A 25,943-nucleotide genomic window follows, 5' to 3' on the forward strand; every position below is an offset into this window, starting at 1 on the left:
GTCTCACTCCACCGTTACGGATTTCGCCAGGTTGCGCGGCTGATCCACGTCGGTGCCCTTGGCGACCGCGGTGTGATAGGCCAAGAGCTGTGCCGGGATCGCATAGAGGATCGGCGTCAGCGCTTCCTTGATGCGCGGCATCCGGATCGCGCACCAGACGTCGTCGCCGGCTTCGTCGATGCCGTCCTGATCCGAAATCATCAGCACCTTGCCCTTGCGCGCCAGCACCTCCTGCATGTTGGAGACGGATTTGTCGAACAGCGCGTCCTTGGGGGTCAGCACCACCACCGGCATGTTCTTGTCGATCAGGGCGATGGGACCGTGCTTGAGCTCGCCGGAGGCATAGGCCTCGGCGTGGATGTAGCTGATTTCCTTGAGTTTCAGCGCGCCTTCCAGCGCCAGCGGGAACATCAGGCCGCGGCCCAGGAACAGCACGTCGCGGGCCTCGCTGACCTTCTGGGCGGCTTGGCGGATTGCCTCGTTCTGCTCCAGCGCGGCAGACAGCACATTGGGCAGGCCGCGGATGGCGGTGGCATATTCGGCCATTTCCTCTGCGCTGAGATGGCCGCGGTCGCAGGCGGCCTTCAGCGCCAGCGCCAGCAGCACCGTCAGCTGGCAGGTGAATGCCTTGGTCGAAGCGACGCCGATCTCCGGCCCGGCGTAGATCGGCAGCGCCAGATCGCTTTCCCGCGCGATCGAGCTTTCGGAGACGTTGACCACCGACAGGATCTTGTCTGCCTTCTCCTGGCAATAGCGCAGCGCTGCCAGGGTGTCGGCGGTTTCGCCCGACTGCGAGACAAACAGCGCCAGCGTCTTGCCGGGGATCGGCGGCTCGCGGTAGCGGAATTCCGAGGCGATATCGACCTCGACCGGCAGCCGGGCGATCTGCTCGAACCAGTATTTCGCAGTCACACAGGCGTAATAGGCGGTGCCGCAGGCCACCATGGTCAGCCGCTCCACCTGAGAGAAATCCACCTCGCCGGGCAGGCGCACCGCGTCTTCCTCGACCGGCAGGTAATGGCGGATCGCCTCGGCGATCACATGCGGCTGCTCGGCGATTTCCTTGGCCATGAAATGCTTGTGCCCGGCCTTGTCGACCTGGGCGGAGTCGATCTGGATGGTCTTGGTTTCGCGGTTCACCAGTTCGCCTTTTGCACCGCGGATCTCGGCGCCTGCCCGGGTGACGATGGCGCGGTCGCCCTCTTCCAGATAGGTGATCCGGTCGGTCAGCGGCGCCAGGGCGATGGCATCGGAGCCCACGAACATCTCGCCATCACCATGGCCGATGGCCAGCGGCGAGCCTTTGCGGGCGGCGATGATCAGGTCTTCCTCGCCGTCGAACAGGAACGCCAGCGCAAAGGCGCCCTCCAGCTGGTCCAATGTCCTGAAGGCGGCAGCGGCAGGGGAGAGGCCCTCCTGCAGATAGCGCTCGGTCATCAGGGCGACGGTTTCGGTGTCGGTTTCGGTGCGGAATTCCAGACCGCAGTTCAACAGCTCGTCGCGCAGGTCCTTGTAGTTTTCGATGATGCCGTTGTGCACCACAGCAACGGCCCCGGCGCGGTGCGGGTGCGCATTGCCGACCGAGGGCGCGCCGTGGGTGGCCCAGCGGGTGTGGCCGATGCCGGACTTGCCGGCCAGCGGCTCATGCACCAGCAGGTCGGAAAGGTTCACCAGCTTGCCCACCGCGCGGCGGCGGCGCAGCTCGCCATTGTTCACAGTGGCAATGCCTGCGCTGTCATAGCCGCGGTATTCCAGCCGCTTCAGCGCCTCGACCAGGATCGGGGCCGCCTCATGATTTCCCAGAACGCCGACAATTCCGCACATCACTTGGCTCCCTTCTGCAGCCGGGCCTTTTTCGCGCGCAGCATGTCCATCAGCTTGCGCGCATGGCCCCGTTTGTTGGTCTGTTCGGCGCGGCCGATGGCCAGATCGCCGTCTTCGACATTCCTGGTCACCACCGCGCCGGTCGCCGTCATCGCCTCGTTGCCGACCCGCACCGGGGCCACCAGCATGGTGTTGGACCCGATAAAGGCGCGGGCGCCGATCTCGGTGCGGTGCTTCATCACGCCGTCATAGTTGCAGGTAATCGTGCCTGCGCCAATATTCGTGGCTTCGCCGACGGAGGCATCTCCGATATAGCTCAGGTGGTTCACCTTGGCGCCTTCGGCAATTTCGGCGTTCTTGATCTCGACAAAGTTGCCGACATGGGTGTTCTCCGCCAGCTCCGCGCCGGGGCGCAGCCGGGCATAGGGGCCGACCTTGGCGCCGCGGCTGACATGGCAGCCCTCCAGATGCGAGAACGCCCGGATCAGCGCACCGCTTTCCACCGTGACGCCGGGGCCGAACACCACGTTGGGCTCAATCACCGTGTCGCGGCCGATATGCGTGTCAAAGGCGAGGTAGACGGTTTCCGGCGCCATCAGGGTCACGCCCAGGTCCATCAGCTCCGCGCGGGCGCGGTCCTGGAACAGCGCATCCGCCTGCGCCAGTTCGGCGCGGGAGTTGACGCCCAGCGTTTCGGCTTCGGCGCAGGAGACTGCGGTCACTTTCAGATCCCCGCGCCGGGCCAGCTCCACCAGGTCTGTCAGGTAATACTCGCCGGATGCATTCTCGTTGCCCACCTTGGCGATCAGGTCAAAGATCACGCCGGCCTTGCAGGCCATCAGCCCGGAATTGCACAGAGTGATGGCGCGCTCGGCCTCGCTTGCGTCCTTGAACTCGACAATCCGCTCCAGGCTGTCGCCCTCCGTCACCAGACGGCCATAGCGGCCCGGGTCGGCGGCCTCGAACCCCAGGATCACCAGATCGGCGCGCTGGCGGGCCTCGACCATACGCTCCAGGGTGTCGGCGCTGACAAAGGGGGTGTCGCCGTAGAGCACCACCACATCTCCCTCGAAGCCTTCCAGCGCGGCGCGGGCCTGGTCGACCGCGTGCGCGGTGCCCAGCTGCTCTTCCTGCAGGACAACCTCGGCCTCTTCGTCGATCTCTGACACTGCGGCGCGCACTGCCTCTGCCCCGTGGCCTGCCACGATGATGGTGCGCTCCGGCGCCAGCGCCCGGCCTGCGGCCATGGCGTGCTCCAGCATCGGTGCCTGGGCGATCGGGTGCAGGACTTTGGGGAGGTCGGAGTTCATCCGGGTGCCTTTTCCGGCCGCCAGGATGACAAGGGCAATGCTCATAATCGCTTTTCTCTTTGTCTTTTTATCGCTTCCGTTTTATCCGCTGAGGGGCGGGGCGCAAGAGACAGCGCCATCAAACAAGGTTGCGGGCTGCAACATCGGGCGGCGGAAATGCGCCGAAAGGACGGATCATGCGGACAGTCATCTTCGATCTTGACGGCACCCTGGCCGACACTTCGGGCGATCTGCTGGCGGCCGCCAATGCCTGTTTCAGGCAGATGGGGCTGGGCGATGTGCTGACCCATCCGCAGGATGCCGGCATTGCCCTGCGCGGCGGGCGGATGATGCTGTCCCATGGCCTGCAGCGGACGAACCAGTTCAAGGAAGCCACCGTCGATGAATTCTATCCGGTGCTGCTGGCCGCCTACCGCGATGCCATCGACCATCACACGGTGCTCTATCCCGGCGCAATGGAGGCGGTGGATGCCCTGAAATCCGCAGGCTTCGGCGTCGGCATCTGCACCAACAAGCCGGAGGGGCTGGCGGATCAGCTGATGCGGAGCCTTGGCGCGCGCGACGCCTTCGCCTCGCTGGTCGGGGCGGACACGCTGCCGGTGCGCAAACCGGACCCGGAACCGCTGTTCGAGGCCGCCCGCCGTGCAGGCGGCGACCCGGCGCGCACCCTCTTGGTCGGGGACAGCGACACCGACCGAAATACCTCTGCGAATGCAGGCGTGCCGTCGGTGCTGGTGACATTTGGCCCGTCGGGGGACGACATGGCGGCCCTTAAGCCTGAGGCGCTGCTGCACCGGTTCGAGGACCTGCTGGAGGTCGCGGACCGGTTGATTGCGTGATCTCGCAACTTAGTTTCGGGATTTTCAGCCGCGCTGCTTCCCTCTTGACCGCTCGCGGGCAGCGGCTCACAAACGCGGCATGAGCGAGATATTTTCCGGGTCCTTCACCCAGCAAGAAGCCATTCCTGAAGATGCCATCGAGGCCGCACTGGCGGTGCTCCGCAGCGGGCGGCTGCACCGCTACAACGTGGCGGAGGGCGAAGCAGGCGAGACCGCGCTGCTGGAGCAGGAGTTCGCGGCCCAGATGGGCGCGAAATACTGCCTGGCGGTGGCCTCGGGCGGTTATGCGCTGGCCACGTCCTTGCGTGCGGTGGGGGTCAAGCCCGGCGACAAGGTTCTGACCAACGCCTTCACTCTCGCGCCGGTGCCGGGCTCGATTGCTTCGGTGGGTGCCGTGCCGGTGTTCGTGGAGGTGGCAGAGAACCTGACCATCGACCTTGATGATCTAGCGGCCAAGGCGGATCAGGCCAAGGTGCTGATGCTGTCGCACATGCGCGGGCATCTCTGCGACATGGACCGGCTGATGGAAATCTGCAACGCGGCCGGCATCACCGTGATCGAGGATTGCGCGCACACGATGGGCGCGTCCTGGAATGGCGTGCTGTCGGGCCGCCATGGTGCGGTCGGCTGCTACTCCTGCCAGACTTACAAGCATGTGAATTCCGGCGAGGGCGGGCTGCTGGTCACCGATAACGAGGACATCGCCGCCCGCGCCATCATGCTGTCCGGCTCCTACATGCTGTATGGCCGCCATCTGGCCGCGCCGGGGCCGGAGGTGTTCGAGCGGGTGAAATACGAGACCCCCAACATCTCGGGCCGCATGGACAACCTGCGCGCCGCCATCCTGCGGCCGCAGCTGCGCGATCTGGGTACCCAAGTGGAGCGCTGGAACGACCGCTACCGCGAGATTGAAACCGGCCTGCGCGGCACCCCTGGCCTGACGGTGGTGGAACGGCCCGCTCAGGAGGTTTATGTCGGCTCCTCGATCCAGTTCCTGCTGCTGGACTGGAGCGAGGCGGCGGTGCAGGAGGCGGTCCGCCGCTGTGCCGCCCGGGGCGTCGAGCTGAAATGGTTCGGCACGCCTGAACCTGTGGCCTTCACCTCGCGTTATGACAGCTGGCGCTATGCGGATACCCCACGGCTGCCGCAAAGCGACCGCATCCTGGCCGGCATCATCGACATGCGGGTGCCGCTGACCTTCAGCCTCGAGGATTGCGCCCAGATCGCCCGCATCATCCGGGCCGAGGTCTCGGCAGTCTATCAGTCGGGCTGATACAGCGGCACGGTCGAGATCGACACCTTGGCCGACCCGTCCGTCAGCTCGGCTGCATGGGCGACATAGACCAGAGTCTGGTTTGCCTCGTCGAAGATGCGTTTCACCCGCAGCGATTTGAGGATGATGGACCGGGATTCCCGGAACACGTCCTCGCCGTCGCGGTCGCGGTCGATATCACCCAGCGTGATCGGCCCGGTCTGGCGGCAGGCCAGCGAGGCGTTTGACGGGTCTTCAAACCAGTTGCCCTTGGACAGGCGGTCGAACAATCCCCGCTCGAAATAGGCGATGTGGCAGGTCACGCCGGGCACCTTCGGGTCGGTAATGGCCTCGATCACGATATCGTTTCCGACCCAATCCACTCCGATCTGCCCGATTTCCTCGGCGGCGGCGGGCAGGCTCAGCAGGCAGGCTGCGGCGGCCAGGGCGGTTTTCAGGCGTTTCATGCTGTTCTCCTCGTGTTGCGGACCACGCAATGTCCGCTCCTGTCATGCCAAGCTTACGCGCAAAACAGTGAAAGGATCCGTGGAACCAACCCGGTGCCGCGGCGTTACTGCTACTCAACGGCGCAAGGAAGCGCCCGCAAACTGAAACGACATTGAGGAGAACATCATGTTTACGCCGAAGCTCGCTATGACGGCATCTGCTCTGGCGCTGGTTGCCGCGCCGGTTTTCGCCGGTGCGCAAGTGCAGGCCGTGACCGATCTGAACCTGCGCACCGGCCCCGGGCCGCAGCACGAGATCGTTGGCGTGATCTCCGCCGACGGCGCAGTCGATCTGCAGGGCTGCCTGGAGCAGTCCAACTGGTGCAAGGTCAGCTATGAAGGCGCCGAAGGCTGGGCGTACGGTGAATACCTCACCGGCACCATCACCGACAAATACGTTCCGGTGGTTGCCAAGGAGAGCCCGGTTGCCGTCGAAACCGTGACCTATGAAAGGACCGGTGAAAACGATGCAGCGCTGGGCGCCGTGGGCGGTGCCATCACTGGCGGCCTGATCGCCGGCCCGGCGGGCGTGATCGCCGGTGCGGTTGCGGGCGCTGCCGCGGGTGAAGCGGCGGTTCCGGATGAGCAGGTGGTGACCTATGTGCGCACCCATGCCACCGAGCCGGTCTATGTGCAGGGCGAAGTGGTGACCGGTGTCATCGTTCCGCAGGAAGTCCAGCTCGCCGAGATTCCGGAATCGGAATACCGCTATGCCTATATCAACGGCGTGCCGGTGCTGGTTGAAGCCGAGAACCGGACCGTGATCCACGTCGTCCGCTGAACCGGTTGAATGTTTTCTGAACTGCGGGCGGTCCCATCGGGGCCGCCCGTTTGCGTTTGCGCGGGATAGCAGCGTCACGCGGCCAACGCGATTGACGCGAATCATGCGGCCGGCTATTGAATTGAACAACTGTTCATATAATGGCCGTGCCCCCGGGAGGATATGCGGATGTTCAATGCAAGCATGAGCTTTGATCTGGGTGAGGATGTGAATGCCCTGCGTGATTTGGTTCACCGCTGGGCGCAGGACCGCGTCAAGCCGATGGCGCAGGAGATCGACCAGACCAACGAATTCCCTGCCGCCCTGTGGCAGGAGATGGGCGAGCTGGGCCTTTTGGGCATCACCGTGCCGGAGGAATTCGGCGGCGCCGGTATGTCTTATCTGGCCCATACCGTCGCGGTAGAGGAAATCGCCCGCGCCAGCGCCTCGGTTTCGCTGTCTTACGGCGCGCACTCCAACCTGTGCGTCAATCAGATCAAGCTGAACGGCAATGCCGAACAAAAGCAGAAGTACCTGCCGCGGCTGATCTCCGGCGAGCATGTCGGCGCACTGGCGATGTCCGAGGCGGGCGCGGGCTCCGACGTGGTGTCGATGAGCCTGCGCGCGGAAAAGCGCAACGACCACTACCGCCTGAACGGCAACAAGTACTGGATCACCAACGGCCCCGATGCCGACACGCTGGTGGTCTATGCCAAGACCGATCCGGAGGCGGGCTCCAAGGGCATCACCGCCTTCCTGATCGAAAAGGAGATGAAGGGCTTCTCCACCTCCAGGCATTTCGACAAGCTGGGGATGCGCGGCTCCAACACCGCGGAGCTGGTGTTTGAAGACGTCGAGGTGCCGTTCGAGAATGTACTGGGCGAAGAGGGCAAGGGCGTGCGCGTGCTGATGTCCGGTCTGGATTACGAGCGCGTGGTGCTGGCGGGCATCGGCCTCGGCATCATGGCCTCCTGCATGGATGAAATGATGCCCTACATGGCGGAGCGCAAGCAGTTCGGCCAGCCGATCGGGAATTTCCAGCTGATGCAGGCCAAGATCGCCGACATGTACACCGCGATGAACTCGGCCCGCGCCTATGTTTATGAGGTGGCCAAAGCCTGCGACAAGGGCACGGTGACCCGTCAGGACGCCGCGGCCTGCTGCCTTTATGCCTCCGAGGTGGCAATGACCCAGGCGCATCAGGCGGTGCAGGCCTTCGGCGGCGCTGGCTACCTGTCCGACAACCCGGTCGGCCGCATCTTCCGGGATGCCAAGCTGATGGAGATCGGTGCGGGCACCTCTGAGATCCGCCGGATGCTGATCGGCCGTGAGCTGATGAGCACCATGTGATCCGCGGGGCTGGAAGCATTGCACGGCGCCGGGGCAGTTTCTTCCGCGTGCCGTGCAGGGAGTGGAAGTATGATGGCTGAACCGCAAGATATTCCGGGCCTGCTCCCTGACGGCAGCTGGGATCTGCCCGCACAGCTGAACATGGCCCGCCAGTGCCTGTCCCATCCGCCGGAACAGACCGCGCTGATCGACATGACCGGCCCGGAGCGGCGCAGCATCACCTATGGCGAACTGGCCGCGATGGCGGACGGATTGGCCCGTTATCTGCTGGGCCGTATCCAGCCGGGCGGCCGGGTCGGCGTGCTGCTCAGCCAGTCGCCCTGGTGCGCGGCGGCGCATCTGGCCATCTGGAAGGCGGGCGGCATTTCGGTGCCCCTGTTCAAACTGTTCAAACGCGATGCGCTTGCCTCCCGTGCCGGGGATGCAGGCGTCCGTTTCGTCTTCACCGATGCCGAGGGCGCGGACCTGCTGGGGGACCTGGCCGAAGTGGTGATGGTTGAGGACGCCGGAATCGACGGCCCGCCGGTGCCCTTCGCCGATACCACCCCGGAAACCCCTGCCGTTCTGATCTACACCTCCGGCACCACCGGCACCCCCAAGGGCGCGCTGCATGGCCACCGGGTGCTGACCGGCCACCTGCCGGGGGTCGCCATCAGCCATGACCATCTGGGCCAGCCGGGCGATTGCCTGTGGACGCCTGCGGACTGGGCCTGGATCGGCGGTCTGTTCGATGTGGCTATGCCGGGTCTTGCGCTGGGCGTGCCGGTTGTGGCCGCGCGGCTCGACAAATTCACGCCCGAGGCCTGCGCCGATCTGATCAGGAAGGCTGGCGTGCGCAACATCTTCTTCCCGCCAACTGCCTTGAGGATGCTCAAGGCAGCCGGGCAGGGGCTCGACGGCCTGCGCTCGGTTGCCTCTGGCGGAGAGCCCCTGGGCGCGGAGATGCTCGCATGGGGCCGGCGTCATCTGGGCGTCACCATCAACGAATTTTACGGCCAGACCGAATGCAACATGGTGGCCTCCTCCTGCGCTGCGGATTTCGAGCCGCGACCGGGCTGCATCGGCAAGGCGGTGCCGGGGCATGAACTGGCGGTGATTGATGAGGCGGGCAATCCAACTGAGGGCGAGGGCGACGTTGCCATCCGCCGCGGCTCCGCCTCAATGCTGCTGGAGTACTGGAACCGGCCCGAAGAAACCGCCGCCAAGTTCCGCGGGGATTGGCTGGTGACCGGCGACCGCGGCATCTGGGAGGACGAATACCTGCGCTTTGTCGGCCGCGAGGATGACGTGATCACCTCCGGCGGCTACCGCATCGGCCCGGCAGAGATCGAGGACTGCCTGCTGACCCACCCGGCGGTGGCAACGGTGGGCGTGGTCGGCAAACCCGATGCGCTGCGCACCGAGATCGTCAAGGCCTATGTGGTGCTGAAAGCCGGCGCCGCGGCCTCCGAGCGGGAGCTGCAGGACTACGTCAAGGACCGCCTCGCGCATTACTCCTATCCGCGCGAGGTGGCGTTCCTTGATGCGCTGCCGATGACCGTGACCGGCAAGGTGATCCGCAAGGAATTGAAGGCGCGGGCCGCTGGGGAAGTCGCCGGATGAGACTGCCCGTTGCGTGCCCGGCGCACGCCGCGGTCAAGGAAATGAAAGACCTACACCCTATAACGGGTTCTCTAACGGGAGTGTGGACATGAAACTCCAATCCAAGGCGATGCCCTCCTCGGACGGCTTCAAGCAGAATTGCGCGGCGCATTTGAACGCCCTCGCACAGATCAGCGAGGCGGCAGAGGCTGCGCGCATGGGCGGCGGCGAGAAATCCCGCGCCCGGCATGAAAGCCGCGGCAAGATGCTGCCGCGCCGCCGGGTGGCGAACCTGCTCGATCCCGGCTCTCCGTTTCTGGAAATCGGCGCCACCGCGGCGCACGCCATGTATGACGGCGCCGCGCCCTGTGCTGGCGTCATCGCGGGCATCGGCCGGGTGCACGGGCAGGAGGTCATGGTGGTCTGCAACGACGCCACCGTGAAGGGCGGCACCTATTACCCGATGACGGTCAAGAAACACCTGCGCGCACAGGAGATCGCCGAGGAAAACCGCCTTCCCTGCATCTACCTGGTCGACTCCGGCGGGGCGAACCTGCCGAACCAGGATGAGGTCTTCCCCGACCGCGACCATTTCGGGCGCATCTTCTACAACCAGGCCCGGATGTCGGCCAAGGGCATCCCGCAGATCGCCGTGGTCATGGGCTCCTGCACCGCGGGCGGCGCCTATGTGCCTGCGATGTCGGACGTGACGATTATCGTCAAGGAGCAGGGCACCATCTTTCTCGCAGGCCCGCCGCTGGTAAAGGCCGCGACGGGCGAGGTGGTCAGCGCCGAGGATCTGGGCGGCGGCGACGTGCACACGCGCCTCTCGGGCGTGGCCGACTATCTGGCCGAAGACGACGCCCACGCGCTGGCGCTGGCGCGGCGCGCGGTGCAGTCCCTGAACATTACCAAGCCATTGACGGTGAACTGGGCCAGCCCGGAAGAGCCCGCCTATGACCCAGAGGAGATCCTCGGCGTGGTGCCCGGTGATTTGCGCACGCCCTACGACATCCGCGAGGTGATCGCGCGGCTGGTCGATGGCTCCCGCTTTGACGAGTTCAAGCCGCGCTTCGGCGAAACCCTGGTGACCGGCTTTGCCCATCTCAAGGGCTGCCCGATCGGCATTATCGCCAACAATGGCGTGTTGTTTTCTGAGGCCGCCCAGAAAGGCGCGCATTTCGTCGAGCTGTGCTCGCAGCGCAAGATCCCGCTGGTGTTCCTGCAGAATATCACCGGCTTCATGGTGGGGCGGAAGTACGAAAACGAAGGCATCGCCCGCCACGGCGCCAAGATGGTGACCGCGGTGGCCACCACCAATGTGCCGAAAGTGACCATGCTGGTCGGCGGCTCCTTCGGGGCCGGCAACTACGGCATGTCGGGCCGCGCCTACAGCCCGCGCTTCCTGTGGACCTGGCCCAACTCCCGCATCTCGGTGATGGGCGGCGAGCAGGCGGCGGGCGTGCTGGCAACCGTCAAGCGCGACGCCATTGAACGCCAGGGCGGCAGCTGGAGCACGGAAGATGAAGCCGAGTTCAAACGCCCCACCATCGACATGTTCGAGGAGCAGAGCCACCCGCTCTATGCCTCCGCACGGCTCTGGGACGACGGCATCATCGACCCGCGGAAATCCCGCGACGTGCTGGCGCTCTCGCTCAGCGCCGCCCTCAACGCCCCGATCGAAGAGACGAAATTCGGCGTCTTCCGGATGTAGGGATCCGCTTTTCATCCGGCCAGAAATATCCCCGGGGGTCCGGGGGCAGGCAGCCCCCGGTCCGACGTTCCAGACAAAGGACCAACCCCATGTTCGACAAGATCCTGATTGCCAACCGCGGCGAAATCGCCTGCCGCGTGATGGAAACCGCCCGCGCCATGGGGGTGCGGACCGTGGCAGTTTACTCCGACGCCGATGCCGCCTCCAAACATGTGGCCCTGGCGGACGAGGCCGTGCATATCGGCGGCCCGGCCCCTGCGGACAGCTACCTGAAGGGCGATGAGATCATCCGCGTTGCCCAGGAAACCGGCGCCCAGGCGATCCACCCGGGTTACGGCTTCCTGTCGGAAAACCCGAAATTCGTCGAGGCGGTCGAGGCCGCGGGCCTGACCTTTATCGGGCCGTCGGCGGCTGCGATCCGCAAGATGGGCCTGAAGGACGCCGCCAAGGCGCTGATGGAGGAGGCTGGCGTGCCGGTTGTCCCCGGCTACCACGGCTCCAACCAGGACCCGGAGTTCCTGGCCGCTGAGGCTGAGAAGATCGGCTACCCGGTGCTGATCAAGGCGGTGGCCGGCGGCGGCGGCAAGGGGATGCGGCTGGTCGAAAAGGCGGCCGAATTTGCCGATGCCCTGAAAAGCGCGCAGGGCGAGGCGACCACGGCCTTCGGCAACCCGGATGTGCTGATCGAGAAATACATCCAGCAGCCCCGCCACATCGAGGTGCAGGTTTTTGGCGACGGCGAAACCGCAGTGCATCTGTTCGAGCGCGATTGTTCCCTTCAGCGCCGCCACCAGAAGGTGATCGAGGAAGCCCCGGCGCCCGGCATGACCGCAGAGATGCGCGAGGCCATGGGGCAGGCCGGCGTGCGCGCGGCGGAGGCGATCGGTTACAAGGGCGCGGGTACCGTGGAGTTCATCGTCGATGGCTCCGGCGGGCTGCGCCCCGACGGCTTCTGGTTCATGGAGATGAACACCCGCCTGCAGGTGGAACACCCGGTGACCGAGCTGATCACCGGCATTGACCTGGTGGAGTGGCAGTTGCGGGTTGCCTCGGGCGAGAGCCTGCCCGCCAGGCAGGAGGACCTTAGCATCACCGGCCATGCGTTCGAGGCGCGGCTCTACGCGGAGGACGTGCCGAAGGGGTTTCTACCCGCAACCGGCACGCTGACGCATCTGTCCTTTCCGGCAGAGGCCCGTGCCGACAGCGGCGTGCGGGCGGGCGACACCATCAGCCCCTGGTATGACCCGATGATCGCCAAGGTGGTGGTGCATGGCTCCACCCGCAAGGTGGCGCTGTCGCGGCTGGCCCGCGCGCTGGAGGAAACCCAAGTCGGCGGCACCGTCACCAACCTGGCCTTCCTTGGCGCGCTGGCCGGGCATGAAGGCTTTGCCAATGGCGACGTGGACACCGGACTGATCGGCCGCGATCTGGAGGCGCTGGCGGCACCGCCCGCGGTGGAACCCCGCCACAAGGCTGCAGCAGGCATGGTGGCGCTGGGGCTGACAGACTCCGCGCCGGACACCGGTTTCACCCTCTGGGCGCCGCTGCACCGGGCGGTGACGCTCAGCTGGCAGGGCGAAGAGTTCGAGACCGATGTGCAGGTGGACGGGCCGGACCGGCAGCTTTGGACCACCGGCGGCGAAACGGTGCTGGCCGAGCGCAGCCAGGGCCAGTGGCGCATCGGCGGCCGCCAGATGCCCGCGGTTTCGCAATCCGCATCCCGGATTACCGTGCATGATGCCTACGGGCTGGAATTCACGGTGGTGGATCCTCTGGACCGGGACGCCGCCGCGGGCGGCGACATGAACGTGGTCGAGGCGCCGATGCCCGGTCTGGTCAAGGCGGTATTCGCCGAGGCCGGCCAGGCGGTGCAAGCGGGTGACCGGCTTGCCATCCTGGAAGCGATGAAGATGGAGCACTCGCTGCTGGCCGCCCGCGACGGGGTTGTGGCCGAAGTGCTGGCTGCGGCCGGCGATCAGGTCGAGGCCGGGGCGGCGCTGGTGCGGCTGGAGGAGAATGACGGCTGACCGCGCGCCTGCGGCTGCCGTTGGAATTTGAGTATTTTGGGACCAGAAAGAAGCAGGAGGCCCGGAGATGGCTGAGCGTGTCGAGATTTTCGAGGTCGGTCCGCGCGACGGTCTGCAGAACGAAAAACGCGAAATTCCCGTCGCAGAGAAGGTGGCGCTGACTGATTGCCTCAGCCGGGCCGGGTTCTCGCGGATCGAAGTGGCAAGCTTCGTGTCGCCCAAATGGGTGCCGCAGATGGCGGGGTCGGGTGCGGTGCTGGCGGGCATCACCCGCGCCGGCGGGGTCCGCTATGCCGCGCTGACCCCCAACATGCGCGGGTTCGAGGATGCGGTTGCGGCCAAGGCCGATGAGATCGCGGTCTTTGCCTCGGCCTCCGAGGGGTTCTCCAAGGCCAATATCAACGCCACGATCGAGGAGAGCATCAGCCGCTTCCTGCCGGTTCTGGCGGCCGCTAAGGACATCGGCCTGCCGGTGCGCGGCTATGTTTCCTGCGTGACGGACTGCCCGTTTGACGGCCCGACCCCGCCGCAGAAGGCGGCAGAGGTGGCGGCACGGCTGTATGACCTGGGCTGCTATGAGATCTCGCTGGGCGACACCATCGGGCAGGGCACGCCGGACACCATCACGGCAATGCTGGGGGCCGTATCCGCACGGGTCCCGGCGGCCAAGCTGGCAGGCCATTACCACGACACCGCGGGGCGGGCGCTGGACAATATCGAAGCCTCGCTGGCGCTGGGCGTGCGGGTGTTCGATGCCGCCGTGGGCGGCCTGGGAGGCTGTCCCTATGCGCCGGGGGCAGCCGGCAATGTGGCCACGGAAGCGGTGCATGAGCGTCTGACAGGGCTGGGCTACGATACCGGGCTGGACGCAGGCGTTCTGGAAGAGGCGGCGCAGATGGCGCGGGCCATGCGCGGCGCGGCCTGAAGCAGAGACGGAGAGCGAACCATGTTTGAAACGATCACCCTGGACACCGATGACCGCGGCGTCTGCACCCTGACGCTGAACCGGCCGGACAAGCACAACGCCATGTCGGGCCAGATGCTGCAGGAGCTGACCCTGGCGGCCAAACGGCTGGCGGCGGATGAAACTGTCCGCGCGGTGGTGCTGACCGGCGCAGGCAAGAGCTTTTGCGCGGGCGGCGACCTGGGCTGGATGCGCCAGCAGATGGACGCCGATGCCGGAACCCGGGGGCGGGAAGCGCGGGTGCTGGCGGAAATGCTGATGGCGCTCAACACCCTGCCCAAGCCGGTGATCGGCGCGCTGCAGGGCAATGCCTTCGGCGGCGGCGTCGGCATGGCCTCGGTCTGCGACGTGGCCATCGGCGCGGATCACTTGAAGATGGGCCTGACCGAAACCAGGCTGGGACTGATTCCCGCCACCATCGGCCCCTATGTGATTGCCCGCATGGGCGAGGCCAGGGCGCGCCGGGTGTTCATGTCGGCGCGGCTGTTCGGGGCTGAGGAGGCGGTGGAGCTCGGGCTGCTGGCCAGGGCGGTCCCGGCGGATCAGCTGGCCGAGGCGGTTGAGGCGGAAATCTCCCCCTACCTCAACTGTGCGCCGGGCGCCGTGGCCGCGGCCAAGAAGCTGGCGCGCGACCTGGGGCCAACGCTGGATGACGCGGTGATCGACCATACAATCAAGGCGCTTGTGGAGCGCTGGGAGGGCGAGGAAGCCCGCGAAGGCATCAGCGCCTTCTTCGAGAAGCGCAAGCCCGGCTGGCAGGCCTGAAAACCAGCATCCTTGCCTCACATTTGAAGGGCGGCCGCAGCTTTATGAGCGGCCGCTTTTCTTATGAAATCACTAAGAAATTACAGACATGTTGCGGCAGTGCTTTTTCCTGTCACAAACCCTTGCCGTTTAACCTCGCCTTAGTTGACGCTGTAGGGGCGGAGGGGTAGACACGGTCCAAATCAACACGCCAATTGACGTCGCGCGGGAAACCGCCGGGGAAAGGAGCTGCTCTTGGAAGAGATGTTGAGGGAATACCTGCCGATCCTGGTCTTCCTGGCCGTAGCGGCGGGTTTGGGGATTGTCCTTATCCTGGCAGCCGTTGTGCTGGCGGTCCGCAACCCGGACCCGGAAAAGGTCAGTGCCTACGAATGCGGTTTCAACGCTTTCGACGATGCCCGTATGAAATTCGATGTCCGGTTCTATCTGGTGTCGATTCTCTTCATCATTTTTGACCTGGAAATCGCCTTCCTGTTTCCCTGGGCCGTCGGTTTCAAGGACATCAGCGACACAGGCTTCTGGTCGATGATGGTGTTCCTCGGCGTGCTGACCATCGGTTTCGCCTATGAGTGGAAGAAAGGGGCCTTGGAATGGCAGTGATGACCGGAGCCAACACCGCCGGTGCGGACAAGGAAGCTGCCACCCGGGCCCTCAACGCCGAGCTGCAGGACAAGGGTTTCCTGCTCACCTCGGCCGAGGACATCATCAACTGGGCCCGCACCGGCAGCTTGCACTGGATGACATTCGGCCTGGCCTGCTGCGCGGTGGAGATGATGCACACCTCGATGCCGCGTTATGATGCTGAACGCTTCGGCATCGCGCCGCGCGCCTCGCCGCGCCAGTCGGACGTGATGATCGTCGCGGGCACCCTCACCAACAAGATGGCGCCGGCGCTGCGCAAGGTCTACGATCAGATGCCGGAGCCGCGCTATGTGATCTCGATGGGCTCCTGCGCCAATGGCGGCGGCTATTACCACTACAGCTATTCGGTGGTGCGCGGCTGCGACCGGGTTGTGCCGGTCGACGTCTATGTGCCGGGCTGCCCGCCGACCGCCGAGGCGCTGCTTTATGGCCTGATGCAGCTGCAGCGCAAGATCCGCCGCACCGGCACCCTGGTGCGCTAAGGAAGGGCGGAGACAACATGACTGAAGCACTGAAAGAGCTTGGCGCCCAGATCGAAGCCAGACGCCCCGATTGCGTGGTGGCCTGGGATGTGTCCTTTGATGAGCTGAACATCGACGTCACACCCTCGAATATCGCCGGTCTGGCGGAGTTCCTGAAATCGGACGCCAACTGCAAGTTTTCAACCCTGGTGGACATCACTGCGGTGGACTACCCCGACCGGAGCAAGCGGTTCGACATGGTCTACCACTTCCTGTCGATGTACCGGAACCAGCGCATCCGCCTGCGCGCCGCGGTGCGCGAGGATGAGATGGTGCCCTCGATCGTGAACGTGCACCCATCGGCCAACTGGTTCGAGCGGGAAGTCTACGACATGTTCGGCATCCTGTTCTCCGGCCACCCGGACCTGCGCCGGCTGCTGACCGACTACGGCTTCCGCGGCTACCCGCTGCGCAAGGATTTCCCGACCACCGGCTATACCGAGGTGCGCTATGACGAGGCGCAGAAGCGCGTGGTCTACGAGCCGGTGAAGCTGGTGCAGGAATACCGCCAGTTCGATTTCATGTCCCCGTGGGAGGGTGCCGAATACATCCTGCCCGGTGACGAGAAGGAGGGGGCAAACTGATGTGGTTTGAACCTCTGGCCGAAGTGGGGACGTTGCTGGCGGGCTGTGCGGCCATGCTGGGCGCGGCCGCGCCCGCTTTTAAGAAAACTGTGAGCTACGTAAATATCGTAGTTAGCGAGGCTCGGGCATGATGGACGGCTCCAAACTTGACCCCAAGTATGACGACGGCAGCGTCGATGCGCTGAGCGGCGAGCAGAAGATCCGCAATTTCAACATCAACTTCGGCCCGCAGCACCCTGCGGCGCATGGGGTTTTGCGTCTCGTGCTCGAACTCGACGGCGAGATTGTCGAGCGCTGCGACCCGCATATCGGCCTGCTCCACCGCGGCACCGAAAAGCTGATGGAAAGCCGCACCTACCTGCAGAACCTGCCATACTTCGACCGCCTCGACTATGTGGCGCCGATGAACCAGGAACACGCCTGGTGCCTGGCGATTGAAAAACTGACCGGCGTCGAGGTGCCCCGCCGCGGCCAGCTGATCCGGGTTCTCTACTCCGAGATCGGCCGGGTTCTGAACCACCTCCTCAACGTCACCACGCAGGCGATGGACGTCGGCGCGCTGACCCCGCCGCTGTGGGGCTTTGAAGAGCGCGAAAAGCTGATGATCTTCTACGAGCGGGCCTGCGGCGCGCGTCTGCACGCGGCCTACTTCCGCCCCGGCGGCGTGCATCAGGACCTGCCGGACGATCTGCTCGATGATATCGACCTCTGGGCGATGGAATTCCCCAAGGTTCTGGACGACATCGACGGCCTCCTGACCGAAAACCGCATCTTCAAGCAGCGCAACTGCGACATCGGTGTGGTGAGTGAAGAGGAGATCCAGCAATACGGCTTCTCCGGTGTCATGGTGCGCGGCTCCGGCCTCGCCTGGGACCTGCGCCGGGCGCAGCCCTATGAATGCTATGACGAATTCGACTTCCAGATCCCGATCGGCAAGAACGGCGACTGCTACGACCGCTACCTCTGCCGGATGGAAGAGATGCGCCAGTCGACCTCGATCATCCGCCAGGCGATTGCCAAGCTGCGCGAAGCCACCGGCGACGTGATGGCCCGCGGCAAGCTGAGCCCGCCCAAGCGCGGCGACATGAAGACCTCGATGGAAAGCCTGATCCACCATTTCAAGCTGTACACCGAAGGTTTCCACGTGCCCGCAGGCGAGGTTTACGCCGCCGTCGAGGCGCCCAAGGGCGAATTCGGCGTCTATCTGGTGGCGGACGGGTCCAACAAGCCCTACCGCTCCAAGATCCGCGCGCCGGGCTTCCTGCACCTGCAGGCGATGGACCACGTTGCCAAGGGCCACCAGCTGGCCGATGTCGCCGCCATCATCGGCACCATGGACGTTGTGTTCGGGGAGATCGACCGTTGAGCCAGTCCCCGCTGCTTCTTCTTTGTGAAAATACTCCCGCCGGAGGCTTCCGCGCGGGCAACACCCACCAAAAGGTGATCTGATGCTGCGCCGTCTGCATTCCGAACAACCCGCAAGCTTTGCCTTCACCCCGGCCAACCAAGCCTGGGCCGAGGCGCAGATCACCAAATACCCCGAAGGCCGCCAGGCCTCGGCGGTCATTCCGCTGTTGTGGCGCGCGCAGGAACAGGAAGGCTGGGTCACCAAGCCCGCGATCGAGGCGATCGCCGATATGCTCGGCATGGCCTATATCCGGGTGCTGGAAGTCGCCTCCTTCTATTTCATGTTCCAGCTGCAACCCACGGGGTCCGTTGCCAATGTGCAGATCTGCGGCACCACCTCCTGCATGATCTGCGGCGCCGAGGACCTGGTGGCAGTCTGCAAGGAAAAGATCGCTGCCAAGCCGCACACCTTGTCGGCGGACGGCAAGTTCACCTGGGAAGAGGTGGAGTGCCTGGGCGCCTGCACCAACGCCCCGATGGCGCAGATCGGCAAGGACTATTACGAGGACCTGACCGTCGAGAGCTTCACCAGGCTGCTGGACGATCTGGCGGCGGGCAAGGACGTCACGCCCGGCCCGCAGAACGGCCGCTACGCGGCGGAGCCGAAGTCGGGCCTCACCTCGCTGACCGACTTCGACAGCGGCAAGACCCAGTACAATGCCAGCGTGCAGCTGGCGATGGACATCAAGGATGGCGTCAAGCGCATCCAGGGCGATGAAGTGCCGCTGCTGACCCCGTGGGTCGGCAAGGACGGCGTGGTTGCGGGACGAGCGGCAGCTGACGCACCGCCGAAAGCTCCGGAAGCCCCCAAGACCGCTGCGAAACAGGCCGAAGAGGTGGCCAAGGCGGCACCCCGGAAATCAGCTGCGGCAGAGCCGTCCTCGCCGGAAGGCGCGGCGGCCAAGCCCGCGGACAGCCAGCCCGCGGACAGCCAGCCCGAGGAAGCCCGGCCGGAAATCCTGAAAGAGGCCCGCGGCGGCTTGCCGGACGATCTGAAGCTGCTGAAAGGCGTTGGGCCCAAGCTGGAGGCAAAGCTCAACGAACTGGGGTTCTTCCACTTCGAACAGATTGCCGACTGGACCGAAGCGGAGGCCGCCTGGGTGGATGCGCGGCTCCAGTTCAGGGGCCGGATCGAACGCGACGGCTGGATCGAACAGGCCAAGCGGCTGCAGGTGGGCGACGAGACCGAATTCGCCAGACGTGCAAAGGAAGAGCACATTTACGGTGACGACGAATAATCAGGCTGCGGCCACAGGGGGCCGGGTTTGGGTGATAGGGAACAAATGAGCAAGGAACAGGACCAGGCCATTGCAGCAAAGGGCCGGCACATCGCGCTTGTGATTGCCGGAACCATCTCGCTGTGGGTCGTGCTGTCGCTGTTCATCGGCCCCCTGCTGGGGCTGCCGGGGCGCTTCGCGCTGCTGTTCGACTTCGCCGCGCTGGCGGGCATGATCTATGCCCTGGTCAACATATTTCAACTCTGGCGCATGCGCCGGGCCACTGAACAAGAAAACCAAAGGTAGGCACACATGCTGAAGGATCAGGACCGGATCTTTACCAACCTTTACGGGATGCACGAACGCTCCTTGGCGGGCGCCAAGGCGCGCGGCCATTGGGATGGCACCGCGGGGCTGATCGAAAAGGGCCGCGACTGGATCATTCAGACGATGAAGGACTCAGGCCTTCGCGGCCGCGGCGGCGCCGGTTTCCCGACCGGTCTCAAGTGGTCCTTCATGCCCAAGGAGAGCGACGGGCGCCCGGCCTATCTGGTGATCAACGCCGATGAATCCGAGCCCGGGACCTGCAAGGACCGCGAAATCATGCGCCACGATCCGCATACGCTGATCGAAGGCGCGCTGATCGCCTCCTTCGCGATGAACGCGCATACCTGCTACATTTATCTCCGCGGCGAATACATCCGCGAGCGCGAGGCGCTGCAGGCCGCGATCGACGAATGCTATGACAAGGGGCTGCTGGGCCGCAACGCGGCCGGCTCCGGCTGGGACTTCGACGTCTTCCTGCACCACGGCGCAGGGGCCTATATCTGCGGCGAGGAAACCGCCCTGATTGAAAGCCTCGAAGGCAAGAAGGGCATGCCGCGGATGAAGCCGCCGTTCCCGGCAGGCGCCGGCCTCTATGGCTGCCCGACCACCGTGAACAACGTCGAGTCCATTGCCGTCGTGCCGACCATCCTGCGCCGCGGCGCCGACTGGTTCGCGGGCTTTGGCCGCCAGAACAACGCGGGCACCAAGCTGTTTGCGATCTCCGGCCACGTCAGCAACCCTTGTGTTGTCGAAGAGGCGATGTCGATTGGTTTCGAGGAACTGATCGAAAAGCACTGCGGCGGCATCCGCGGCGGCTGGGACAACCTCCTGGCAGTGATCCCCGGCGGCTCCTCGGTGCCGTGCGTGCGCGGCGAGAACATGCGCGGTGCGATCATGGATTTCGACTACCTGCGCGGCGAGCTGGGTTCGGGCCTCGGCACTGCGGCGGTCATTGTGATGGACAAGCAGACCGACATCATCAAGGCGATCTGGCGGCTGTCCAAGTTCTACAAGCACGAGTCTTGCGGCCAGTGCACGCCCTGCCGCGAAGGCACCGGCTGGATGATGCGGGTGATGGATCGTCTGGTGAAGGGCGAGGCCGAGCTGGAGGAAATCGACATGCTGTGGGACGTGACCAAGCAGGTCGAGGGCCACACCATCTGCGCGCTTGGCGACGCGGCGGCCTGGCCGATCCAGGGCCTGATCAAGAACTTCCGCGAGGAAATCGAGGACCGCATCAAGGCCCAGAAGACTGGCCGCATGGGCGCGATGGCGGCGGAGTAACCGATGGCAGTTGTTTCCTCATACCTGGCTGTTTTGGGCGTCGGCCTGACCGTTATTAGCTTAATTATTCTGCTAAGAGCGAACGGAGCGGCGCGCCTGGTGGCGATTTGCGTAGGCATTAGCCCGCTGGTCATTGGGTATGGGCTGGCATTTCTGTCGGTTGGCCTAGGCTACGGAGGGGCGTTCTACCCTCAGATTGGGGGCACAATGATTGGGGTAGTTGGCCTCATGGTGCTTTGGCAGTCCCAAAAGGCTGCAAGGAGGTTGAAGGATGCAATCTAAGCGTTTTCGCCTCTGCAATGCGGACTGCAAATGCAAGGCCAAGGTAATCTGATGGAAACCTTCGCCGCATATTCCCACGCTCTGGCCGCGCTGGTGATCTTTACCCTGATCATCCTGGCGCTGTCGCCGTTTTCGGCGCTGGCCAAGCAGAAAGCGGGCCTTGCGCCCGGTGCCACGCCGCCGGAAGACTATGCCGAAAAGGCCTACCGTCTGAACCGGGCCTATCTGAACGGCTGCGAAACCCTGCCGGCTTTCCTGACCGTGACCGTGGCGGCAATCCTGGCAGGCGCGGCGCCGTTCTGGGTGAATCTTCTGGCTTCGCTGGCGCTGGTGGCGCGGGTCATCATGATCCTCATTCATCTGCGCGGCAGCGGCAAACCGCACGGCGGCCTGCGCTCGGTTTTCTACGTGATCGGCTGGTCCTGCATGGGCGGCTTGGCAATTTTGACATTGGCGGCAGTATTTTGAGCATTCTTAAGACATACCGGATGGCCGTACCTGTGGCCCTTTTGGCGGCAGCGGCCCTGGTTTCGGCTTGCGGCAGCTCCGTTACCAACAAGAACCGGCCGTTGTATGACGGCGTGCCGTTCAAGGCCAAGGCCAAGCCGGTCGACAAAAAGACGGACCGGGCCGTCTTTCAGGTCGAGATCAAGGGCGCGGACCGTTCCGCCAAAGGCGCGCGCGAGGCGGCGGCCCATGCCGGCACCACCTACTGCGTGGTGAACTATGGCTCTTCCAAGATTGATTGGGTCAACGACCCGGCGGACACAGAGGTTCAGCTGACCCTCACCGATGGCCGCGCCGTCTTCCAGGGGACTTGCACCCCGTGAGCGGATTTCCGGCATATCAGGGCCTTGCGGCCAGGCTGCTATTGCATAGCAGCAGTGCGCGCCTGCGCATGGGGGCTTCGAAACTGAAGGAGTCCCTTATGATGCGTGCCCTGATTGCTGTTGTTCTGTCCGCATTTGTTGCTTTGCCTGCCGCCGCACTGGCGAAACCGTCCCTGCGTGACGTCCAGGAAATCGAAGACCCGCTGTTTGCCGTTGCCGTGGCCAAGGAAGTCTCAGACTACTGCGACGACATTGCGCCGCGCTACCTGAAAGGGCTGGTCGAGTTGCGCCGGCTCAAAGCGCGGGCAAACGCGCTGGGATACACGGACGCGGAAATCCGCGGCTACATCGACTCTGATGCCGAAAAGGACCGGATGCGCGCCAAGGGAGAGAGACTCCTGGCGCAGAACGGCGTCACTTACGGCAAACCGGAAAGCTTCTGCGCCTATGGCCGCGCGGAGATTGAGAAAAACAGCGCGATCGGCGTGTTACTGAGGGCGAAATAGACCATGTCTGACCTCCGCAAGATCAACATTGACGGAACCGAGATCGAGGTGGACGGGGCAATGACCCTGATCCAGGCCTGTGAGGAGGCCGGTGTCGAGATCCCGCGCTTCTGCTACCACGAGCGGCTGTCGATTGCCGGCAACTGCCGCATGTGCCTGGTTGAGGTTGTCGGCGGCCCGCCGAAGCCCGCCGCCTCCTGCGCCATGCAGGTGCGCGACCTGCGCCCCGGTCCCGAAGGCGAGGCGCCGCGGGTCAAGACCAACTCGCCGATGGTCAAGAAGGCCCGCGAAGGCGTGATGGAATTCATGCTGATCAACCACCCGCTGGACTGCCCGATCTGCGACCAGGGCGGCGAATGCGACCTGCAGGACCAGGCGATGGCCTATGGCCTGTCGGGCAGCCGCTTCAAGGAAGCCAAGCGGGCGGTGGATGATCTGGACCTCGGCCCGCTGGTCGCCACCACCATGACCCGCTGCATCAGCTGCACCCGCTGCGTGCGCTTCACCACCGAGGTCGCGGGCATCGCCCAGATGGGGCAAACGGGGCGCGGAGAGGATGCGGAGATCACCTCCTATCTGAACCAGACGCTGCAATCGAACCTGCAGGGCAACATTATCGACCTCTGCCCGGTCGGCGCGCTGACCTCCAAGCCCTACGCCTTCACCGCACGGCCGTGGGAGCTGACCAAGACCGAAACCATCGATGTGATGGACGCGCTGGGATCGAACATCCGCGTCGACACCAAGGGCCGCGAAGTGATGCGGATCCTGCCGCGCAACCACGATGGCGTGAACGAGGAGTGGATCAGCGACAAGACCCGCTTTGTCTGGGACGGGCTGCGCCGCCAGCGTCTTGACCGCCCTTATGTGCGCATCGATGGCAAGCTGAAGCCCGCCACTTGGGCTGAAGCCCTGTCTGCTGCTGCAAACGCCATGAAGGGCAAGAAGGTTGCGGGCCTCATCGGTGATCTGGTCCCGGTCGAGGCCGCCTTTGCGCTGAAGCAGCTGGTCGAAGGGCTGGGCGGCAAGGTGGAATGCCGCACCGACAATGCGCGTCTGCCGATCGGCAACCGCGCAGGCTATGCAGGCACTGCCGCCATTGAAGACATCGACAACGCCAAGGCCATCATGCTGATCGGCACCAACCCGCGCGATGAAGCGCCGGTGCTGAACGCCCGGATCCGCAAAGCCTGGCTGAACGGCGCCACCATCGGTGTGGTCGGCCAGGCCGTGGACCTGACGTACGACTACCACCACCTCGGCACCGATCGCGCCGCTCTCGAAGCGCTGCACGGGCTGGACCACTCCGGTGCTCTGGAGAAAGAAACATTGGTGATCGTGGGGCAGGGCGCCCTGCGCGAAGCGGATGGCCTCGCCGTGCTGGCGCACGCCCAGAAGTTTGCCGCCGACACCGGTTCCAAGGTCATGGTGCTGCACACCGCCGCCTCCCGCGTCGGCGCGATGGACATCGGCGCGGTGACCGAAGGCGGCATGGCCGCGGCCATCGACGGGGCCGAAGTGATCTACAACCTCGGTGCTGATGAGGTGGAGATCGACGCCGGTGCCTTTGTGATCTATCAGGGCTCCCACGGCGACCGCGGCGCGCATCGCGCCGACGTGATCCTGCCGGGGGCCGCCTATACCGAAGAGAACGGCCTGTTCGTGAACACCGAGGGCCGCCCGCAGCTGGCGATGCGCGCCGGGTTTGCGCCGGGGGAGGCCAAGGAAAACTGGGCCATCCTGCGTGCGCTGAGCGCCGAAGCAGGTGCCCGCCTGGGGTATGATTCGCTGGCGCAATTGCGCCAGGCCCTGGTCGCCGAGGTGCCGCATCTGGCCCGGATCGACGAGGTGGCTGAGAAGGACGGCGAAGCGCTGGAGCTGGACAAGCTCGGCAAGGCCGGCTTCCTGCCGGCCATCCGCGATTTCTATCTAACCAACCCGATTGCCCGCGCCTCCGAGCTGATGGCGGAGATGTCGGCAGGGGTTAAGTCCCGCGTACCCGGAAAACTGGCCGCCGAATGATCCGTTTCGCCCTCATACCCGCCTTTCTGCTGGCCGCCTGCGCAATGGCGCCCGGCAGCGGAGGCGAGCGGCCCGCCCCGGTTTACCAAGGGGTGGAAACCAGCCTGCTGGAGGGCGACCTGGTGCAGTTTCACGTCTCCATGCGCGGTGCGGCCGCGCCGGCGGACCTTGATACCTATGCGGAATGCGCCGCCGCGCAATACGCGCTGATCCGGGGCTACGGGTTTGCGCGCCATGTGCGCACAACTTTGACACAGGCAGGAGGCAGCCGGACCGCTGATGCGGTCTATCTGATTTCGCCCTCTCTGCCGCGCGGCCTGCGCACCATCGACGCCGAAGTCGTGGTTGCGGATTGCGCGGCGAACGGAATACCCACGGTGTGAGGACCTATGGCTGATTTCTTTAACACTCCAGGCGGCATCGCTGTTCTGATCCTGGCGCAAGTGCTTGCAGTTGTTGCCTTTGTGATGATCTCGCTCCTGTTCCTGGTCTACGGGGACCGCAAGATCTGGGCCGCGGTCCAGATGCGCCGGGGGCCCAATGTGGTGGGTGTCTTTGGCCTGCTGCAATCGGTGGCAGACGCGCTGAAATATGTGGTGAAAGAAGTGGTGATCCCGGCCGGCGCCGACCGCACCGTCTTCATCCTGGCGCCGCTGACCTCCTTCGTGCTGGCGATGATTGCCTGGGCGGTGATCCCCTTCAACGACGGCTGGGTGCTCAGCGACATCAACGTCGCCATCCTCTACGTCTTCGCGGTCTCCAGCCTGGAGGTTTACGGCGTCATCATGGGCGGCTGGGCGTCGAACTCGAAATACCCGTTCCTCGGCAGCTTGCGCTCCGCCGCGCAGATGATCTCCTATGAGGTTTCCATCGGCCTCATCATCATCGGCGTGATCATCTCCACCGGCAGCATGAACTTCGGCGATATCGTGCGCGCGCAGGACGGCGATCTGGGCCTCTTGAACTGGTACTGGATCCCGCATTTCCCGATGGTCTTCCTGTTCTTCATCTCGGCACTGGCGGAGACAAACCGCCCGCCGTTCGACCTGCCGGAAGCGGAATCGGAACTGGTCGCGGGCTACCAGGTGGAATACTCGGCCACGCCGTTCCTCTTGTTCATGGCCGGTGAATACATCGCCATCTTCCTGATGTGCGCGCTGACCTCGCTCTTGTTCTTCGGCGGCTGGCTGTCCCCGATCCCGGGCCTGCCCGACGGTGTGCTGTGGATGGTCGGCAAGATGGCGTTCTTCTTCTTCCTGTTCGCGATGGTCAAGGCGATCACCCCGCGCTACCGCTACGACCAGCTGATGCGGCTGGGCTGGAAAGTGTTCCTGCCGTTCTCGCTGGCCTGGGTGGTGTTCGTGTCCTTTGCTGCGAAATTCGACTGGTTCTGGGGCATCTTCGCCCGTTGGACCGTGGGGGGGTAACC

The 25,943-nt window shown here is 64.8% G+C and carries 25 protein-coding genes; 22 read left to right on the forward strand and 3 right to left on the reverse strand.

Annotation, left to right across the window (positions count from 1 at the left end):
- Positions 1 to 3: 3 nt before the first annotated feature.
- Positions 4 to 1,824, reverse strand: coding sequence for a glutamine--fructose-6-phosphate transaminase (isomerizing) (gene glmS, locus OKQ63_RS06115; protein ID WP_264213069.1), 1,821 nt, complete (start codon positions 1,822 to 1,824; stop codon positions 4 to 6).
- Positions 1,824 to 3,179 carry a bifunctional UDP-N-acetylglucosamine diphosphorylase/glucosamine-1-phosphate N-acetyltransferase GlmU gene (glmU, locus tag OKQ63_RS06120; protein WP_264213070.1) on the reverse strand — a complete coding sequence of 452 codons (1,356 nt, stop codon included), beginning with the start codon at positions 3,177 to 3,179 and terminating at the stop codon, positions 1,824 to 1,826. Before glmU ends, glmS begins: the two co-directional genes overlap by 1 nt.
- Positions 3,180 to 3,310: 131 nt before the next feature.
- On the opposite strand from glmU, the gene OKQ63_RS06125 reads away from it, so the two are divergent.
- Positions 3,311 to 3,973, forward strand: a complete 663-nt coding sequence (locus tag OKQ63_RS06125; protein ID WP_264213071.1) for an HAD-IA family hydrolase — start codon at positions 3,311 to 3,313, stop codon at positions 3,971 to 3,973.
- Between the two features lie 79 nt (positions 3,974 to 4,052).
- The gene (locus OKQ63_RS06130; RefSeq protein ID WP_264213072.1) at positions 4,053 to 5,246 is read left to right on the forward strand and encodes a DegT/DnrJ/EryC1/StrS family aminotransferase; all 1,194 of its coding nucleotides are present in this window, start codon (positions 4,053 to 4,055) and stop codon (positions 5,244 to 5,246) included.
- Here the strand turns inward: OKQ63_RS06130 and OKQ63_RS06135 are convergent.
- The gene (locus tag OKQ63_RS06135) at positions 5,234 to 5,692 is read right to left on the reverse strand and encodes a CreA family protein (RefSeq protein WP_264213073.1); all 459 of its coding nucleotides are present in this window, start codon (positions 5,690 to 5,692) and stop codon (positions 5,234 to 5,236) included. The two genes, OKQ63_RS06130 and OKQ63_RS06135, sit on opposite strands and share 13 nt — an antisense overlap.
- A gap of 166 nt (positions 5,693 to 5,858) precedes the next feature.
- Here OKQ63_RS06135 and OKQ63_RS06140 point away from each other — a divergent pair, with 166 nt between their 5' ends.
- The 20 genes from OKQ63_RS06140 (at position 5,859) to nuoH (ending at position 25,941) form a co-directional block, all read left to right on the forward strand.
- Positions 5,859 to 6,512: a DUF1236 domain-containing protein gene (locus tag OKQ63_RS06140; protein ID WP_264213074.1), complete on the forward strand. Its 654-nt coding sequence runs from the start codon at positions 5,859 to 5,861 to the stop codon at positions 6,510 to 6,512.
- A gap of 168 nt (positions 6,513 to 6,680) precedes the next feature.
- Positions 6,681 to 7,841 carry an isovaleryl-CoA dehydrogenase gene (locus OKQ63_RS06145; protein ID WP_264213075.1) on the forward strand — a complete coding sequence of 387 codons (1,161 nt, stop codon included), beginning with the start codon at positions 6,681 to 6,683 and terminating at the stop codon, positions 7,839 to 7,841.
- Positions 7,842 to 7,913: 72 nt separating this feature from the next.
- Positions 7,914 to 9,443, forward strand: coding sequence for an AMP-binding protein (locus OKQ63_RS06150; RefSeq protein WP_264213076.1), 1,530 nt, complete (start codon positions 7,914 to 7,916; stop codon positions 9,441 to 9,443).
- Positions 9,444 to 9,531: 88 nt separating this feature from the next.
- Positions 9,532 to 11,136 carry a carboxyl transferase domain-containing protein gene (locus OKQ63_RS06155; protein ID WP_264213077.1) on the forward strand — a complete coding sequence of 535 codons (1,605 nt, stop codon included), beginning with the start codon at positions 9,532 to 9,534 and terminating at the stop codon, positions 11,134 to 11,136.
- Positions 11,137 to 11,225: 89 nt separating this feature from the next.
- Positions 11,226 to 13,163 carry an acetyl-CoA carboxylase biotin carboxylase subunit gene (locus tag OKQ63_RS06160; protein WP_264213078.1) on the forward strand — a complete coding sequence of 646 codons (1,938 nt, stop codon included), beginning with the start codon at positions 11,226 to 11,228 and terminating at the stop codon, positions 13,161 to 13,163.
- A gap of 67 nt (positions 13,164 to 13,230) precedes the next feature.
- Positions 13,231 to 14,088: a hydroxymethylglutaryl-CoA lyase gene (locus tag OKQ63_RS06165; RefSeq protein ID WP_264213079.1), complete on the forward strand. Its 858-nt coding sequence runs from the start codon at positions 13,231 to 13,233 to the stop codon at positions 14,086 to 14,088.
- 21 nt (positions 14,089 to 14,109) lie between these two features.
- Complete coding sequence (locus OKQ63_RS06170; RefSeq protein ID WP_264213080.1) at positions 14,110 to 14,892, forward strand: crotonase/enoyl-CoA hydratase family protein; 783 nt, start codon at positions 14,110 to 14,112, stop codon at positions 14,890 to 14,892.
- 234 nt (positions 14,893 to 15,126) lie between these two features.
- Entirely contained in the window at positions 15,127 to 15,492 is a 366-nt protein-coding gene (locus tag OKQ63_RS06175) for an NADH-quinone oxidoreductase subunit A (RefSeq protein ID WP_024090668.1), read from the forward strand.
- Entirely contained in the window at positions 15,483 to 16,016 is a 534-nt protein-coding gene (locus tag OKQ63_RS06180; protein ID WP_286672689.1) for a NuoB/complex I 20 kDa subunit family protein, read from the forward strand. Before OKQ63_RS06175 ends, OKQ63_RS06180 begins: the two co-directional genes overlap by 10 nt.
- A gap of 17 nt (positions 16,017 to 16,033) precedes the next feature.
- Complete coding sequence (locus OKQ63_RS06185) at positions 16,034 to 16,639, forward strand: NADH-quinone oxidoreductase subunit C (RefSeq protein WP_264213082.1); 606 nt, start codon at positions 16,034 to 16,036, stop codon at positions 16,637 to 16,639.
- Positions 16,640 to 16,769: 130 nt separating this feature from the next.
- The gene (locus tag OKQ63_RS06190) at positions 16,770 to 18,005 is read left to right on the forward strand and encodes an NADH-quinone oxidoreductase subunit D (RefSeq protein ID WP_264213886.1); all 1,236 of its coding nucleotides are present in this window, start codon (positions 16,770 to 16,772) and stop codon (positions 18,003 to 18,005) included.
- Between the two features lie 82 nt (positions 18,006 to 18,087).
- Positions 18,088 to 19,284 carry an NADH-quinone oxidoreductase subunit E gene (locus tag OKQ63_RS06195; protein WP_264213083.1) on the forward strand — a complete coding sequence of 399 codons (1,197 nt, stop codon included), beginning with the start codon at positions 18,088 to 18,090 and terminating at the stop codon, positions 19,282 to 19,284.
- Between the two features lie 45 nt (positions 19,285 to 19,329).
- Positions 19,330 to 19,569, forward strand: coding sequence for a DUF5337 domain-containing protein (locus OKQ63_RS06200; protein ID WP_264213084.1), 240 nt, complete (start codon positions 19,330 to 19,332; stop codon positions 19,567 to 19,569).
- 6 nt (positions 19,570 to 19,575) lie between these two features.
- Entirely contained in the window at positions 19,576 to 20,874 is a 1,299-nt protein-coding gene (gene nuoF / locus OKQ63_RS06205; protein WP_264213085.1) for an NADH-quinone oxidoreductase subunit NuoF, read from the forward strand.
- A gap of 333 nt (positions 20,875 to 21,207) precedes the next feature.
- Complete coding sequence (locus OKQ63_RS06210) at positions 21,208 to 21,624, forward strand: MAPEG family protein (RefSeq protein WP_264213086.1); 417 nt, start codon at positions 21,208 to 21,210, stop codon at positions 21,622 to 21,624.
- A gap of 20 nt (positions 21,625 to 21,644) precedes the next feature.
- On the forward strand, positions 21,645 to 21,986 hold the full coding sequence (locus OKQ63_RS06215; RefSeq protein WP_264213087.1) for a hypothetical protein: 342 nt from the start codon (positions 21,645 to 21,647) through the stop codon (positions 21,984 to 21,986).
- A 101-nt stretch (positions 21,987 to 22,087) separates the two neighbouring features.
- The gene (locus OKQ63_RS06220; protein ID WP_264213887.1) at positions 22,088 to 22,492 is read left to right on the forward strand and encodes a DUF5333 domain-containing protein; all 405 of its coding nucleotides are present in this window, start codon (positions 22,088 to 22,090) and stop codon (positions 22,490 to 22,492) included.
- A gap of 3 nt (positions 22,493 to 22,495) precedes the next feature.
- Entirely contained in the window at positions 22,496 to 24,514 is a 2,019-nt protein-coding gene (gene nuoG / locus OKQ63_RS06225; RefSeq protein WP_264213088.1) for an NADH-quinone oxidoreductase subunit NuoG, read from the forward strand.
- Positions 24,511 to 24,897, forward strand: a complete 387-nt coding sequence (locus OKQ63_RS06230; protein WP_264213089.1) for a YNQ4 family lipoprotein — start codon at positions 24,511 to 24,513, stop codon at positions 24,895 to 24,897. The genes nuoG and OKQ63_RS06230 overlap by 4 nt, the downstream gene beginning before the upstream one ends.
- A 6-nt stretch (positions 24,898 to 24,903) precedes the next feature.
- The gene (nuoH, locus tag OKQ63_RS06235) at positions 24,904 to 25,941 is read left to right on the forward strand and encodes an NADH-quinone oxidoreductase subunit NuoH (protein ID WP_264213090.1); all 1,038 of its coding nucleotides are present in this window, start codon (positions 24,904 to 24,906) and stop codon (positions 25,939 to 25,941) included.
- Positions 25,942 to 25,943 lie beyond the last annotated feature (2 nt).

The sequence above is a fragment of the Leisingera thetidis genome (assembly GCF_025857195.1).
GTDB lineage: Bacteria > Pseudomonadota > Alphaproteobacteria > Rhodobacterales > Rhodobacteraceae > Leisingera > Leisingera thetidis.

Excerpts from the sequence above, each read along its gene's own strand:
- glmS (WP_264213069.1), bottom strand. The coding sequence starts at position 1,824 with ATGTGCGGAATTGTCGGCGTTCTGGGAAATCATGAGGCGGCCCCGATC.
- glmU (WP_264213070.1), bottom strand. The coding sequence starts at position 3,179 with ATGAGCATTGCCCTTGTCATCCTGGCGGCCGGAAAAGGCACCCGGATG.
- OKQ63_RS06125 (WP_264213071.1), top strand. The coding sequence starts at position 3,311 with ATGCGGACAGTCATCTTCGATCTTGACGGCACCCTGGCCGACACTTCG.
- OKQ63_RS06130 (WP_264213072.1), top strand. The coding sequence starts at position 4,053 with ATGAGCGAGATATTTTCCGGGTCCTTCACCCAGCAAGAAGCCATTCCT.
- OKQ63_RS06135 (WP_264213073.1), bottom strand. The coding sequence starts at position 5,692 with ATGAAACGCCTGAAAACCGCCCTGGCCGCCGCAGCCTGCCTGCTGAGC.
- OKQ63_RS06140 (WP_264213074.1), top strand. The coding sequence starts at position 5,859 with ATGTTTACGCCGAAGCTCGCTATGACGGCATCTGCTCTGGCGCTGGTT.
- OKQ63_RS06145 (WP_264213075.1), top strand. The coding sequence starts at position 6,681 with ATGTTCAATGCAAGCATGAGCTTTGATCTGGGTGAGGATGTGAATGCC.
- OKQ63_RS06150 (WP_264213076.1), top strand. The coding sequence starts at position 7,914 with ATGGCTGAACCGCAAGATATTCCGGGCCTGCTCCCTGACGGCAGCTGG.
- OKQ63_RS06155 (WP_264213077.1), top strand. The coding sequence starts at position 9,532 with ATGAAACTCCAATCCAAGGCGATGCCCTCCTCGGACGGCTTCAAGCAG.
- OKQ63_RS06160 (WP_264213078.1), top strand. The coding sequence starts at position 11,226 with ATGTTCGACAAGATCCTGATTGCCAACCGCGGCGAAATCGCCTGCCGC.
- OKQ63_RS06165 (WP_264213079.1), top strand. The coding sequence starts at position 13,231 with ATGGCTGAGCGTGTCGAGATTTTCGAGGTCGGTCCGCGCGACGGTCTG.
- OKQ63_RS06170 (WP_264213080.1), top strand. The coding sequence starts at position 14,110 with ATGTTTGAAACGATCACCCTGGACACCGATGACCGCGGCGTCTGCACC.
- OKQ63_RS06180 (WP_286672689.1), top strand. The coding sequence starts at position 15,483 with ATGGCAGTGATGACCGGAGCCAACACCGCCGGTGCGGACAAGGAAGCT.
- OKQ63_RS06185 (WP_264213082.1), top strand. The coding sequence starts at position 16,034 with ATGACTGAAGCACTGAAAGAGCTTGGCGCCCAGATCGAAGCCAGACGC.
- OKQ63_RS06190 (WP_264213886.1), top strand. The coding sequence starts at position 16,770 with ATGGACGGCTCCAAACTTGACCCCAAGTATGACGACGGCAGCGTCGAT.
- OKQ63_RS06195 (WP_264213083.1), top strand. The coding sequence starts at position 18,088 with ATGCTGCGCCGTCTGCATTCCGAACAACCCGCAAGCTTTGCCTTCACC.
- OKQ63_RS06200 (WP_264213084.1), top strand. The coding sequence starts at position 19,330 with ATGAGCAAGGAACAGGACCAGGCCATTGCAGCAAAGGGCCGGCACATC.
- nuoF (WP_264213085.1), top strand. The coding sequence starts at position 19,576 with ATGCTGAAGGATCAGGACCGGATCTTTACCAACCTTTACGGGATGCAC.
- OKQ63_RS06210 (WP_264213086.1), top strand. The coding sequence starts at position 21,208 with ATGGAAACCTTCGCCGCATATTCCCACGCTCTGGCCGCGCTGGTGATC.
- OKQ63_RS06215 (WP_264213087.1), top strand. The coding sequence starts at position 21,645 with ATGGCCGTACCTGTGGCCCTTTTGGCGGCAGCGGCCCTGGTTTCGGCT.
- OKQ63_RS06220 (WP_264213887.1), top strand. The coding sequence starts at position 22,088 with ATGCGTGCCCTGATTGCTGTTGTTCTGTCCGCATTTGTTGCTTTGCCT.
- nuoG (WP_264213088.1), top strand. The coding sequence starts at position 22,496 with ATGTCTGACCTCCGCAAGATCAACATTGACGGAACCGAGATCGAGGTG.
- OKQ63_RS06230 (WP_264213089.1), top strand. The coding sequence starts at position 24,511 with ATGATCCGTTTCGCCCTCATACCCGCCTTTCTGCTGGCCGCCTGCGCA.
- nuoH (WP_264213090.1), top strand. The coding sequence starts at position 24,904 with ATGGCTGATTTCTTTAACACTCCAGGCGGCATCGCTGTTCTGATCCTG.